Below are 11,922 nucleotides of genomic sequence, written 5' to 3' on the forward strand. Positions count from 1 at the left end.
CTTATTTGGCTTGCAGGCTTTGGGCCAGTTCAGCAGCTGCTGTGACAGCAGCCGCCCGCGCATTTGCCGCGGCTTCCCAGTTGGACAGGGCCGCACGGGCCGTTTCGGGCAATGCAGATAGTTCGGTCAGCGCATCCTGCAGCTTGCCTGCGGCCACCGCGGCTTCAGCACGGGACAGGACCGCGTCCGGACCCTCACCCTCCTGCGGGGTTACCGAGCGTGCGCCGAGGTGCCGGTTCACGTAGTCCAGCAAACCGCCGCTGCCTTTGGTCTCCTCGCGTGCCGCAGCCAGCGCATCCCGGGCCGCCGGCGCAAAGCTGTCGCGCAAGGCGGAAATTGTGGCAACACCGCTGTCTGCCGGACCGGTCAGGGCTGCGGGCACGTCCACACCCAGGTTTGAAAGCTCCTGCACATTGGCGGCATAGCTGTTGCCGCTGTCCAGCGCAGAGCGCAGCTGCGCCAGCTGGGTCTGGGCGCTGGCGATCCGCGCTGCCTCGGCGCTGGCGGCATCCATTGCCTGGGCCTCCGCCAGCATCTGTTCAACTTCAGACCGCTGCGCGGCAAGACTGTCCTGCAGCTTGGCCAGTTCAGCTTCAAACGCGGCCACAGCCTCCGGCGAGGTGCCTTCGGGCGGCCGGGTTTCCAGCGCGGCAACACGGGCCGCCAATGCATCCAGATCCGCCCGCAAAGCCGCATCCGGGGCCGACGCGGTTTTCAGCGGTTCAATGTCCGCGGCCAGGGCATCAATGCGGGAGGCAAGCGGCGCAAGGTCGGGCGCCTGAGTGGCCTCCACCTGCTGTTTCAATGCAGCAAGGGCTGCCTCCAGCTCTGCCTGGCCAGTCTCAAGCGCGGTCAGATCAACGCCGCCGCGCATGGAGGCGGGCAAGACGCTGTCGAGCCAGCCGCCCTGACCGGCCACGAAGCCGATTACAGCCGCCACGGCACCGCCCAGCACCGCAGAGCCGAAGCCGCCGCGCTTTTCCACCACGCGTTCGATTTCACGCGGAACCTCAACCGCGGCAAGCGGTTCAACCGAGGCCTCTTCCCGCTCTGCAGCGGTGTCCTGATCAAAGGTCTCGGTCTCGGTCTCGGTCTCGGTCTCGGTCTCGGTCTCGGTCTCGGTCTCGGTCTCGGTCTCGGTCTCGGTCTCGGTCTCGGTCTCGGTCTCGGTCTCGGTCTCGGTCTCGGTCTCGGTCTCGGAAACCGGGGAGACTACATCATCAGAAGTGTCAACGGACTCAGCACCGGTTTCCTGCGCCGCATCCTGTTCTGAAGTCTCTGCAGCATCTTCAGCCGGCTGGGTTTCACCGGGGCCGGGCTCAATCACGTCTTCCGGATTTTTCTTGTCAGCCACGCCGGCCTCCCCCTCGATTCCTAAAATACATTTGTGCGAACACGCTGGACCCTACTCCGCGCGTCTCTGGCCCTCAAGCCGGGACAGCTGCGCTGCGGCATCAAGGACAGCCGCCGCCATGGCCGGTGCATCCGGGGCTTTACTTACGCTGAAAGCCTTGTAATTCAAGCCTTTCAACGGTTCCGCCACAGCCTCGCTCAGTGCAATCAGATGCAAATGCGACGCGTCCCCGCACAGATTGGCAAAATGGCGCGCAGTCCTGGGTGAAAATAGCGGCACGATCACACCGTTTTGCGCAGCAAGCACGGTTTGCGCCTCCTCCGTCAGCGGCAGAAGCGCCTGATCATACACGATTTGCTCATCGCACGGGAGGCCTGCCTCCGTCAGCCGCCGGGCAATGCTTCCGCGGGCATGGGTGCCGCGCAGATGCAAAAGCGGTGCCTCCGGCCGACCTTTCAGCAGGGCTGCAGTCAGCTCATCAGCACATTGCCCCAAGAACTCGGCCTGCCAGCCCAATCCGGCCGCAGCCTGCGCCGTGCGTTCCCCGACGCAAAAGGCAGGCAACCGGACTGCGGTTTCACGTGAAGCGGCTTCAACACCGTTGGCGGAGGTGAAGATCACCCCCTTTATGCCCTGCATATCGATCGGTGCCTGAACCGGCTGGATCTCCATCAGCGGCGTATAGATCACTTGCAGCCCGGCAAGTGCCTCTGCAGGCAGGCTGGCGGCAAACCTCTTTGCCGCTGCCAGCGGGCGTGTCATCAGCAAAGGCACCATCGCCAGGCTCCCGGGATTGTTTGCACCCCGCTTCGGTGGTAGCCCCGGCGGCAGTTTGATGCAACGGTAAGGCCATGACAAAGACCCTGACAATCCTGGGGCTGGAGAGCAGCTGCGACGACACCGCCGCCGCCGTGGTACGGCAGGCAGAGGGGGTCAAGCCGGAAGTCCTGTCCTCAATCGTGTTCGGCCAAACCGAGCTGCACAGCGCCTTTGGCGGCGTGGTGCCGGAAATCGCGGCCCGCGCCCATGCCGAAAAGCTGGACATCTGCGTCCGTGATGCGCTGGCAGAGGCCGGGCTGAGCCTGAAGGACTTGGATGCGGTTGCCGTCACGGCCGGCCCCGGGCTGATCGGCGGCGTGATGTCCGGCGTGATGTGCGCCAAGGGGATTGCCGCCGCGACCGGCCTGCCGCTGATCGGAGTAAACCACCTGGCAGGCCACGCACTGACACCACGGCTGACGGACGGGATTGCCTATCCCTATCTGATGCTGCTGGTTTCCGGCGGCCACTGCCAGTACCTGCTGGTGCGCGGGCCTGAGGATTTCACCCGGCTGGGCGGCACCATCGATGACGCACCGGGCGAGGCCTTTGACAAAACCGCCCGGCTGCTGGGCCTGCCGCAACCCGGCGGGCCGTCGGTGCAGGCTGAGGCGGAAAAGGGTGACCCCAAGCGGTTCCGCTTTCCCCGGCCCTTGCTGGACCGGCCCGATTGCAACCTGTCTTTCTCCGGCCTGAAAACCGCGCTGATGCGGATGCGCGATCAGATTGTGGCGGAAAAGGGCGGCTTGACCCGCCAGGACCGCGCCGACCTGTGTGCAGGGTTTCAGGCAGCGGTGGCTGATACCTTGGCGGAGAAAACCCGCCGCGCCATCCGTCTGTATCTGGAAGAACAGCCAGCGCAGGCAGCCATTGCTGTGGCTGGCGGTGTGGCAGCAAATACCGCCATTCGGGCAGCACTGGAGGCTGTTTGCGAAGAGGCCGGCGCCGCCTTTACCGCACCGCCGCTGCGGCTGTGCACCGACAATGCGGCGATGATCGCCTATGCGGGCCTGGAGCGGTTCAAGGCGGGCGCGCGCGACGGGCTGGATCTGACCGCCCGCCCCCGCTGGCCGCTGGATCAAAACAGCCCGGCATTGATCGGATCCGGCCGCAAGGGAGCAAAAGCATGAACATCTCGGTACTGGGATCTGGCGCATTTGGCACCGCCCTGGCAATCTCGCTGGCCGGCAACGGGCCGGTGACCCTGTGGGCGCGCAACGCAATGAAGGCCCAGGCGATGCAGGACAGCCGCCGCAACGGCACACGGCTGCCGGGCGTGTCGCTGCCGGAAAACCTCACTGTCACCGCGGATATCGCCAAGGCCAGCCAGTCCGAAGTGCTGCTTCTGGCGGTGCCGATGCAGACGCTGCGCGGCGTGCTGGAGGAGTACGGCGCGCAGCTGGCAGGAAAGACACTTGTTGCCTGCTGCAAGGGGATTGAGCTGGAGACCGGTCTAGGCCCGGTTGCCGTCATCCAGGAGGTTCTGCCAGATGCGAAGGCCGCGCTGCTGACCGGGCCAAGCTTTGCTGCTGACATCGCCCGGGGGCTGCCAACCGCGCTGACGCTGGCCTGCGGCGATGCCGATCTGTGCAAGTCCCTGCAGGAACTGCTGACCACCGCCAACCTGCGCCTGTACCGGACCACGGACACCATCGGCGCGGAAATCGGCGGCGCGCTGAAGAATGTGATGGCGATTGCCTGCGGTGCGGTCATCGGCGCCGGGCTGGGTGACAGCGCCCGTGCGGCGCTGATGACCCGCGGTTATGCGGAGATGCAGCGCATGGCGCTGGCCTGCGGCGCCAAAGCGGAAACGCTGGCCGGGCTATCAGGCTTTGGCGACCTCGCGCTGACCTGCACTTCTGACTTGTCCCGCAATTACCGGTTGGGCCTGTCCATTGGCCGCGGCGAGGAATTTGACCCCAGCATCACCGTGGAAGGAGCAGCCACCGCGCGGGCCGTGGCGGAGCAGGCCCAGCGGATGGCCTTGGATATGCCGGTCACACTCACGGTAACCAATTTAGTAGATCAGCGCTTGACGATCAGCGAGGCAGCGGCACATTTGCTTAAAAGACCATTAAAAGAGGAATAAAATGCTCATCGCCCTGATCGCCCGCGACAAGCCCGGCCATTTGCAGACCCGGCTCGACAACCGTGACGCCCATCTTGCCTATATCAACGACACTGGTGCAGTCGCACAGGCGGGGCCGCTTTTGGATCAGGAAGGCAATATGGCAGGCTCCCTGGTAATTCTGGACGTAGTGGATATGGCGGCCGGAGAGGTATGGGCAGCGAACGACCCCTATAACAAAGCAGGCCTGTTCGAAGCAGTAGAATTGATCACCTGGAAGAAAGTCATCGGCTGATGCGCTATTGGCTGTTCAAATCCGAACCCTCCACCTGGAGCTGGGATGACCAGGTTGCCAAGGGCGATGAAGGCGAAGAATGGGACGGCGTGCGGAACTACCAGGCGCGCAACTTCATGCGCGAGATGAAAATCGGCGACCGTGGCTTTTTCTATCACTCGCAGAAAGAAAAATCCGTGGTCGGCATCGTCGAGGTTTGCGCCGGGGCGCATCCCGACAGCACCACCGAGGACGACCGCTGGGAATGCGTGGACATCAAGGCGGTGCGCCCCTTTGCCAAGCCAGTAAGCCTGGACCAGATCAAGGCCGACCCGCGGCTGGAAGACATGGTGCTGGTGAAAAACTCCCGATTGTCAGTGCAGCCGGTGAGCGAAACCGAGTGGGCCGCCATCTGCGCGCTGGGGGAGACAGATCCAAGCTGATCTGACACTCTGCTTTCAAATGGCCAAAACCATTCAGGAGAGCATCATGGGATTTCTCAGCGTGATTGCCGCGGCTGCGGCTGCTTTTGCCCTTGGGGCCGCGTATTACGGCACCCTGGCCAAGCCTTGGGTTGAAGCGTCTGGCGTGGAAGTTGACGAGAGCGGCAAGCCGAAGGGCGGGCAAAGCCCGATGATCTTCGCTATGGCTTTTGTCCTGCAGCTGATTGTGGCCGGCATGATGCGCCATGTGTTCAGCCTGTCGGGTATCGAGTCCCTGGGCGCAGGTCTTGTGGGGGGCGCCGGCATCGGCCTCTTTTTCATCAGCCCCTGGATTGCGCTCAACAACATGTACGGGATGCGGCCGGTGAAACTGACGCTGATTGATGGCGGCTATGCCACGCTGGCCTGCGCGGCGGCAGGTCTGGTGCTGACGCTGTTTTGAACTGACACCGGTCTGCGCTGGCGCTGATCTGAAATGAAAAAGGGAAGGACCTGAGGACAATCAGGACCTTCCCTTCCACCCCGCGTGCTCCACTATCCACCACACGCGTATGAAAATCTGGTTCCTGGCCGTCCTGGCCGGTTCCTTAGGTATAGGCCGTTCAGCGCCGATTCCGCAAAACAATAACCCGGACAATGCGAGCTAAATCGGAAAAGACGGGAAGCAAACCGGAAGGTTTCATCTTCAGGTATTGCCAGCTGAGCCGCGCCCTTCCTCCGGGTTCACAGTTCCAGATCCCTCAATAGCATTGCCACCGCTTTTCGGCGCCAGGGCAGATGCCTTTCCGGGCCAGGGACCTATATCGAGGCCTGCGTAACAGCGACACGGAGGAGGTAATTCCATGCAAAAGTTTCTCATCGAACGGGAGATCCCGAAGGTAGGCAGCATGAGCGGTGAAGAGCTTGGCGGCGCGGCGCGCACCTCCAATGAGGCGCTGGCCAAACTGGCCCCCCGGGTCCAGTGGCAGCACTCCTACGTTGCCGGAGACAAAACCTTCTGCATTTACCTGGCCGACTCCGAAGACGCGATACACGAGCATTCAAAGCTGAGCGGCTTCCCGGCCAGTAAGATCACAAGAATCGAAACTGTTATCGACCCAACCACTGGCAGCTAAGCAAGCCGGGAAATGAAAAGCGCCGCCGGATTTCCCCGGCGGCGCTTTGGTAGTTCTGCTTTTACAGCTTAGTAGCGGTAATGCTCCGGCTTGAACGGGCCTTCCGGCTTGACACCTATATAGGCGGCTTGCTCAGAGCTCAGCTGGGTCAGCTTGACGCCGATGCGGCCCAGGTGCAGGCGGGCGACTTTCTCGTCCAGATGCTTGGGCAGGATGTAGACGTCGTTTTCATAGTGGTCGCCGCGGGTCCACAATTCGATCTGGGCCAGCACCTGGTTGGTGAAGGAGGCCGACATCACAAACGACGGGTGGCCGGTGGCATTGCCGAGGTTCAGCAGCCGGCCTTCGGACAAGAGGATCAGACGGTTGCCGGAGGGCATCTCGATCATATCCACCTGGTCCTTGATGTTGGTCCATTTGTGGTTCTTCAGCGCGGCGACCTGGATCTCGTTGTCGAAGTGGCCGATGTTGCCGACGATCGCCATGTCCTTCATCTCGCGCATGTGCTCGATGCGGATCACGTCCTTGTTGCCGGTGGTGGTGATGAACACGTCAGCGGTGGCGACTTCATCTTCCAGCAGGGTAACTTCGAAACCATCCATGGCGGCCTGCAGCGCGCAGATCGGATCGGCTTCGGTGACTTTCACGCGGGCACCGGCGCCGCGCAGGGAGGCTGCGGAGCCTTTACCCACGTCGCCATAACCGCAGACCACGGCAACCTTGCCGGCCATCATGGTGTCGGTGGCGCGGCGGATGCCGTCGACCAGCGATTCCTTGCAGCCGTATTTGTTGTCGAATTTCGACTTGGTGACAGAGTCGTTCACGTTGATCGCCGGGAACGGCAGCTGGCCGTTCTTCTGCAGTTCATACAGGCGGTGAACGCCGGTGGTGGTTTCCTCGGACACACCCAGGATTGCGTCGCGGGTCTTGGTGAACCAGCCGGGCGATGCTTCCATGCGCTTCATGATCTGCGCCTTGATGACCGCTTCTTCCTCGGATTGCGGCACCGGGATGATCTCTTCGCCTGCTTCGGCACGGGCGCCCAGCAGCACGTAAAGAGTAGCGTCGCCGCCATCGTCCAGGATCAGGTTCGCGCCTTCGGGGAACATGAAGGATTTGTCGAGGTAATCCCAATGCTCTTCCAGGGTCTGGCCCTTGATCGCAAAGACCGGAATGCCGGCCTCGGCTATTGCCGCGGCGGCGTGGTCCTGGGTCGAGAAGATGTTGCAGGAGGCCCAGCGCACATCCGCACCCAGCGCCACCAGCGTCTCGATCAGAACCGCGGTCTGAATGGTCATGTGCAGCGAGCCGACAATGCGCGCGCCCTTCAGCGGTTTGCTTTCACCATATTCCTCGCGCAGGGCCATCAGGCCCGGCATTTCGGTTTCAGCGATGTCCAGCTCTTTGCGGCCAAAGCCTGCCAGCGCGATGTCCTTGACGATATAATCCCCGGCCATAGTCTGCTCCATTCCGGTTACGAGTACACTTGGTGCAGGGCCTAGCACTGCAATAGTTGATATTCAACGAAGATACCCGCAACCGGAGCCGTTGGCTCAGGCTTTTCGTCTAGTGTCAGGCAGGAGGGGAAGCCTGTCAGGCGGCCATTGTCAGCTTGGCGTGCCCAGGTCAGACGCTTTTTCAGCAATGTGGAAAAAGGAGGATCCGGTTGCGACAACGCAGCTGATCCCGTTTGCATGTGTGACCAGAACCGTGAATGTACCGGTTTCATCCGAAGACCAAACTTCAATCACTGTCGCTTCGGGGCGGCTTTTCTGCAATCCGCCGGCGGTCAGCCGTTCGGAGTATCCGCTTTCCAGTTTTTGCGTCATGACCTCACGGTCGCCGCAGCTGGCGGCCAAGGCTGGCGGCGCTGTCGCTGCCATGCCGAACAACAGGGAAAGACCAAGTAAGCGTTTGAACATGACAAACTCCTTTCTGTTGCGTGTCACGTCGCAAAAGGGGTTTGCCGCAGAGAGGGGGCGGTGCCCCTTGTGTACCTATAATATTGGGTCTGGATGCACCTTTTTCAAACTCACGCCGCATAAACTGCCCGTTTTCATCCGTGTTCGCGAAAACATACAAACGACGGCAAGCATTGCCCGGCACAGGCCCAGAAGGTAGTCAAAGGACTGAGTGCAGCAACAGGAAAACCCATGCCCGCCAAACCCGCCCGCGCCTGGCAGAGAATGCTGTCCGGCCGCCGTCTGAACCTGCTGGATCCGACGCCCGTCGATATCGAGATTGAGGATATCGCGCACGGTCTGGCCTTTGTGGCGCGCTGGAACGGCCAGACGATGGGGGATTTTGCCTATTCCGTGGCAGAGCATTCGCTGCTGGTCGAGGACATCTTCACCCGCATGCAGCCCAAGGCGCCGGTCAGATGGCGGCTGGCGGCGCTGCTGCATGATGCGCCGGAATATGTGATCGGCGATATGATCTCTCCTGTGAAGGCCGCGGTCGGTCCGGGTTACGGCGATCTGGATCAGCGGCTGACGGCGGCCATTCACCTGCGGTTCGGGCTGCCTACGGCGCTGCCCAAAACGGTGAAGGCGCAGATCAAGCGGGCGGACAAGGTCAGTGCCTGGATGGAAGCGGTACAAATCGCTGGGTTTTCAGAGGCAGAAGCCGGCAAGTTCTTTGGCCGCCCGAATGCAGAGATTGCCAAAGGCCTGCACATCCGCCTGCGCCCGCCGGTGGAGGTGCGTCAGGACTTCATAGCCCGGCACCAGGCGCTGTTGCAGCAGATGTAGCTGGCACCGGTCAGAGCCGTTGCCCCGCCGGTTTTTCAATCCTTATACAGCTGTTTGTCCTGAGTAAGAGCTTGAGCAAGTTATGGGTGGCGGCGCCGCCAGGGGGCGGAGTCGGGACGGGAGTTTCCTCCCGCACGCGAAACGTCGTCTGTGCGTGCCCGTGCCAATGGGCCCTGTTCCTATGCGCCGGGGGTGTCAGGCCCGGCAGTGACCGCGATCAATTGGCACAATGCCGCACGCCGCTTAAGATCCGGTGAGACCAGCGTACGCCGGGTACGCAACACCCCACAGATGCAGGGTGCAGCGCCGTGTCTGAAGCTACCCGCTCAGCGCGGGCTGCGCTTGGCCAGGATTCGCTGCAGGGTGCGCCGGTGCATGTTCAACCGGCGGGCAGTTTCCGAGACATTGCGGTCGCAAAGTTCGTAGATCCGCTGGATATGCTCCCAGCGCACCCGGTCGGCGCTCATCGGGTTTTCCGGCGGCGGCGGCAGCTCGTCTCCGGTCGACAGCAGCGCGTTCATGATGTCGGTGGCGTCAGCGGGCTTGGACAGGTAATCGGTCGCGCCGATCTTTACAGCCGCAACTGCCGTTGCGATGGCGCCATAGCCAGTCAGCACCACAACCCGGCTGTCCGGGCGTTTTTCGCGCAGCACCTCGACAACGTCGAGGCCGTTGCCATCCTCCAGCCGCAGATCAACCACGGCATAGGCAGGCGGGCGGGCGGTTGCGATGGCACTGCCTGCGGCGACGGAGCCTGCGGTCTCCACCTCAAAGCCGCGTTTCTCCATTGCCTTGGCAAGGCGCCGCAGAAACGGCTCGTCGTCATCGACCAGCAGCAGTGTCTTGTCGGGTCCAATTTCCTGCAGAGCAGTTTCGGCCATGCCCGGTCCTCCGCGCAGTTTTATCTATTGACGCAAGAATATGTCCGGGCAGGGGAAAAGGTCAAACAGCTATCCTGCTTCAGATTTTTCCGGCAAAGCAGGCGGTCTTGTCCGCCATTTGTTGTGCCGTTTCATCGCGGCGGAAGAACTCAACGAAGCCTTCTTCGGGCAGCACCAGGTACGAGAAGGTGGAGTGGTCCACGAGGTAGTAATCCTCATCCCCCTCGTTCTTCTTGAAGTAGGTCTTGTAGGCCCTGCTGGCAGCTTTCACCTGCTCCAGCGAACCTGTCAGCCCGATCATCTTTTCATGCAGGTTGGCAGCAAAATCACCAACGGCTTCAGGGGTATCGCGGTCCGGGTCGATAGAAATAAACACTGGCGTTGCGCTGATGCCGCGCTCTGCAAGAACATCGATGGCATCCGCGTTGCGGGCGGCATCCATCGGGCAGACATCGGGGCAGAAGGTGTAGCCGAAATAGACAATTGAGGGCTCGGTGATCACGTCCTTGTCGGTGACGGTTTCACCCTTGGCGTTGATCAGTTCGAACGGGCCGCCGATGGTTTCGGTGCCGCCCGCGATCTGGCTGCTGCGGCACTGCGCGAATTTGTCACCCCCGCCGCCCCCGCGTGTCAGAAACCAGGCGCCCCCCACAAGGGCAGCGACAAAAGCAACAGCTAGAAGAGCATAGACGCGGGTCATGGGATCACACTTTTCGTCAGGGAAGGGTTGTTGATCGTTTGCGGCGCCAGACCTATCAAGAAATACGGCCGATGCAACTGGCGCACGGCGTCACATCTGCGGGAGCACCGGAACCGGATGAACGATCGACTTTTCATGCTGGCAAGCAGCCACGATCACAGTCACTGGGTCCGGCTTCGGACATTGATCCTGCTGCGCTGGGTGGCCATTGCCGGGCAGATCACGGCCATTGCGGTGGCACAGCACCGGTTCAACCTGCAGCTGGAGCTGGGTCTGTGCTATCTGGCAATCGGTATTTCCGCCGCCGGCAACCTGATCGCCATCTTCGCTTTTCCGGAAAACAAGCGTCTCAGCGAGTTCGAGAACTTCCTGATGGTGCTCTTCGACCTGCTGCAACTGGCCTTTCTGGTCTATCTGACAGGCGGGCTGAACAACCCCTTTGCTTTGCTTGTACTGGGACCCGTGACGATTTCCGCTGCGGTGATGGGCCTGCGCTCCACCCTGATCATCGGGGCAACCGCCATTATCCTGGTCACCCTGATGGCCGAATTCCACCTGCCGCTGCGCACGGAGCAGGGGTTCATCCTGCGGATCCCGGATGTGTTCATCTTCGGCAACTGGATCGCCATCGTCATCGCCATTCTTTTCATCGGCGCCTATTCCTTCCGGGTCAGCAACGAAATGCGTCTGATGTCGGACGCGCTGAGCGCCACCCAGCTGGCCTTGTCGCGCGAGCAGAAGCTGACTGATTTGGGCGGGGTGGTGGCCGCTGCTGCGCATGAGCTGGGAACACCGCTGGCGACGATAAAGCTGACCAGTGCCGAGCTGATCGAGGAGCTGGACGACCGCCCCGACCTGCGCGAAGATGCCGCGCTGATCCGCGAACAGGCCGACCGCTGCCGCGACATCCTGCGCAGCATGGGCCGGGCTGGCAAGGATGACCTGCACCTGCGCCAGGCGCCGCTGTCGACACTGGTGACTGAAGCAGCAGAGCCGCACATGCATCGCGGCAAGGCGGTTCTTTATCACGAGGAACCGCTGGAAGGCGGTGACTTTCAGCAGCCTACAGTGCTGCGCAAGCCAGAGATCATTCACGGTCTGCGCAATCTGGTCCAGAACGCGGTGGATTTCTCGAAATCCACGGTCTGGATCAATGCGGCCTGGAACGATGAGCGCATTGTTCTTCTGATCAGCGACGACGGCCAAGGATTTCCGCCGCATCTGCTCGGCCGAATCGGCGACCCTTTTGTCCGCCGCCGCCGGGGGGAAAGCGAACTGAAGCAACGTCCGGAATATGAAGGCATGGGGCTGGGGCTTTTCATTGCCAAGACACTGCTTCAGCGCACCGGGGCGCGTCTGAAGTTCGCCAATGGCTGGGACCAGATGCATACTGCTGCGCATGGGTCTGAAGGGCGCGGGGCCATCGTCGAGGTGGTCTGGCCGCGCGAGAAAATCGACGCCATGGAAGCAGGCGGCCCTGTTACCGGCAAAAATTTGCCTTTAGAAATTTAACTATTC

14 protein-coding genes are annotated in these 11,922 nt (G+C 61.8%); 8 read left to right on the forward strand and 6 right to left on the reverse strand.

Annotated features, from left to right (window positions below; all coding sequences use genetic code 11):
* Position 1: 1 nt before the first annotated feature.
* Positions 2-1,354 carry a COG4223 family protein gene (locus tag N6L27_RS14595; RefSeq protein WP_271908027.1) on the reverse strand — a complete coding sequence of 451 codons (1,353 nt, stop codon included), beginning with the start codon at positions 1,352-1,354 and terminating at the stop codon, positions 2-4.
* Between the two features lie 51 nt (positions 1,355-1,405).
* Positions 1,406-2,116: a uroporphyrinogen-III synthase gene (locus N6L27_RS14600; protein WP_271908028.1), complete on the reverse strand. Its 711-nt coding sequence runs from the start codon at positions 2,114-2,116 to the stop codon at positions 1,406-1,408.
* Between the two features lie 89 nt (positions 2,117-2,205).
* Between N6L27_RS14600 and tsaD the strand changes: the two genes are divergently transcribed.
* The 6 genes from tsaD (at position 2,206) to N6L27_RS14630 (ending at position 6,073) form a co-directional block, all read left to right on the forward strand.
* Complete coding sequence (gene tsaD, locus N6L27_RS14605) at positions 2,206-3,303, forward strand: tRNA (adenosine(37)-N6)-threonylcarbamoyltransferase complex transferase subunit TsaD (RefSeq protein ID WP_271908029.1); 1,098 nt, start codon at positions 2,206-2,208, stop codon at positions 3,301-3,303.
* Positions 3,300-4,262, forward strand: a complete 963-nt coding sequence (locus N6L27_RS14610) for an NAD(P)H-dependent glycerol-3-phosphate dehydrogenase (protein WP_271908030.1) — start codon at positions 3,300-3,302, stop codon at positions 4,260-4,262. The genes tsaD and N6L27_RS14610 overlap by 4 nt, the downstream gene beginning before the upstream one ends.
* A 1-nt stretch (position 4,263) precedes the next feature.
* Complete coding sequence (locus N6L27_RS14615) at positions 4,264-4,536, forward strand: YciI family protein (RefSeq protein ID WP_271908031.1); 273 nt, start codon at positions 4,264-4,266, stop codon at positions 4,534-4,536.
* Positions 4,536-4,958, forward strand: a complete 423-nt coding sequence (locus tag N6L27_RS14620) for an EVE domain-containing protein (RefSeq protein ID WP_271908032.1) — start codon at positions 4,536-4,538, stop codon at positions 4,956-4,958. Before N6L27_RS14615 ends, N6L27_RS14620 begins: the two co-directional genes overlap by 1 nt.
* Before the next feature lie 46 nt (positions 4,959-5,004).
* Positions 5,005-5,400 (forward strand): DUF1761 domain-containing protein, encoded by a 396-nt coding sequence (locus tag N6L27_RS14625; RefSeq protein WP_271908033.1) that lies wholly within the window; start codon positions 5,005-5,007, stop codon positions 5,398-5,400.
* A gap of 400 nt (positions 5,401-5,800) precedes the next feature.
* The gene (locus N6L27_RS14630) at positions 5,801-6,073 is read left to right on the forward strand and encodes a DUF4242 domain-containing protein (protein WP_271908034.1); all 273 of its coding nucleotides are present in this window, start codon (positions 5,801-5,803) and stop codon (positions 6,071-6,073) included.
* Positions 6,074-6,141: 68 nt separating this feature from the next.
* Here N6L27_RS14630 and ahcY read toward each other — a convergent pair whose 3' ends face one another.
* Positions 6,142-7,530: an adenosylhomocysteinase gene (ahcY, locus tag N6L27_RS14635; RefSeq protein WP_271908035.1), complete on the reverse strand. Its 1,389-nt coding sequence runs from the start codon at positions 7,528-7,530 to the stop codon at positions 6,142-6,144.
* A gap of 150 nt (positions 7,531-7,680) precedes the next feature.
* Positions 7,681-7,995, reverse strand: coding sequence for a hypothetical protein (locus tag N6L27_RS14640; protein WP_271908036.1), 315 nt, complete (start codon positions 7,993-7,995; stop codon positions 7,681-7,683).
* Between the two features lie 231 nt (positions 7,996-8,226).
* Between N6L27_RS14640 and N6L27_RS14645 the strand changes: the two genes are divergently transcribed.
* Positions 8,227-8,823: an HD family hydrolase gene (locus N6L27_RS14645; RefSeq protein ID WP_271908037.1), complete on the forward strand. Its 597-nt coding sequence runs from the start codon at positions 8,227-8,229 to the stop codon at positions 8,821-8,823.
* Between the two features lie 326 nt (positions 8,824-9,149).
* On the opposite strand, the gene N6L27_RS14650 is transcribed toward N6L27_RS14645, so the two are convergent.
* Positions 9,150-9,704 (reverse strand): ActR/PrrA/RegA family redox response regulator transcription factor, encoded by a 555-nt coding sequence (locus N6L27_RS14650; RefSeq protein ID WP_039184470.1) that lies wholly within the window; start codon positions 9,702-9,704, stop codon positions 9,150-9,152.
* 79 nt (positions 9,705-9,783) lie between these two features.
* The gene (locus N6L27_RS14655; protein ID WP_271908038.1) at positions 9,784-10,404 is read right to left on the reverse strand and encodes an SCO family protein; all 621 of its coding nucleotides are present in this window, start codon (positions 10,402-10,404) and stop codon (positions 9,784-9,786) included.
* A 117-nt stretch (positions 10,405-10,521) separates the two neighbouring features.
* Between N6L27_RS14655 and regB the strand changes: the two genes are divergently transcribed.
* The gene (regB, locus tag N6L27_RS14660; RefSeq protein ID WP_271908039.1) at positions 10,522-11,916 is read left to right on the forward strand and encodes a sensor histidine kinase RegB; all 1,395 of its coding nucleotides are present in this window, start codon (positions 10,522-10,524) and stop codon (positions 11,914-11,916) included.
* The last annotated feature ends 6 nt before the right edge of the window (positions 11,917-11,922 follow it).

Source organism: Leisingera sp. SS27, from assembly GCF_028368855.1.
Taxonomy (GTDB): domain Bacteria; phylum Pseudomonadota; class Alphaproteobacteria; order Rhodobacterales; family Rhodobacteraceae; genus Leisingera.

Excerpts from the sequence above, each read along its gene's own strand:
- N6L27_RS14625 (WP_271908033.1), top strand. The coding sequence starts at position 5,005 with ATGGGATTTCTCAGCGTGATTGCCGCGGCTGCGGCTGCTTTTGCCCTT.
- N6L27_RS14600 (WP_271908028.1), bottom strand. The coding sequence starts at position 2,116 with ATGACACGCCCGCTGGCAGCGGCAAAGAGGTTTGCCGCCAGCCTGCCT.
- N6L27_RS14650 (WP_039184470.1), bottom strand. The coding sequence starts at position 9,704 with ATGGCCGAAACTGCTCTGCAGGAAATTGGACCCGACAAGACACTGCTG.
- N6L27_RS14630 (WP_271908034.1), top strand. The coding sequence starts at position 5,801 with ATGCAAAAGTTTCTCATCGAACGGGAGATCCCGAAGGTAGGCAGCATG.
- N6L27_RS14620 (WP_271908032.1), top strand. The coding sequence starts at position 4,536 with ATGCGCTATTGGCTGTTCAAATCCGAACCCTCCACCTGGAGCTGGGAT.
- N6L27_RS14610 (WP_271908030.1), top strand. The coding sequence starts at position 3,300 with ATGAACATCTCGGTACTGGGATCTGGCGCATTTGGCACCGCCCTGGCA.
- N6L27_RS14615 (WP_271908031.1), top strand. The coding sequence starts at position 4,264 with ATGCTCATCGCCCTGATCGCCCGCGACAAGCCCGGCCATTTGCAGACC.
- N6L27_RS14645 (WP_271908037.1), top strand. The coding sequence starts at position 8,227 with ATGCCCGCCAAACCCGCCCGCGCCTGGCAGAGAATGCTGTCCGGCCGC.
- N6L27_RS14655 (WP_271908038.1), bottom strand. The coding sequence starts at position 10,404 with ATGACCCGCGTCTATGCTCTTCTAGCTGTTGCTTTTGTCGCTGCCCTT.
- tsaD (WP_271908029.1), top strand. The coding sequence starts at position 2,206 with ATGACAAAGACCCTGACAATCCTGGGGCTGGAGAGCAGCTGCGACGAC.
- regB (WP_271908039.1), top strand. The coding sequence starts at position 10,522 with ATGAACGATCGACTTTTCATGCTGGCAAGCAGCCACGATCACAGTCAC.
- N6L27_RS14640 (WP_271908036.1), bottom strand. The coding sequence starts at position 7,995 with ATGTTCAAACGCTTACTTGGTCTTTCCCTGTTGTTCGGCATGGCAGCG.
- ahcY (WP_271908035.1), bottom strand. The coding sequence starts at position 7,530 with ATGGCCGGGGATTATATCGTCAAGGACATCGCGCTGGCAGGCTTTGGC.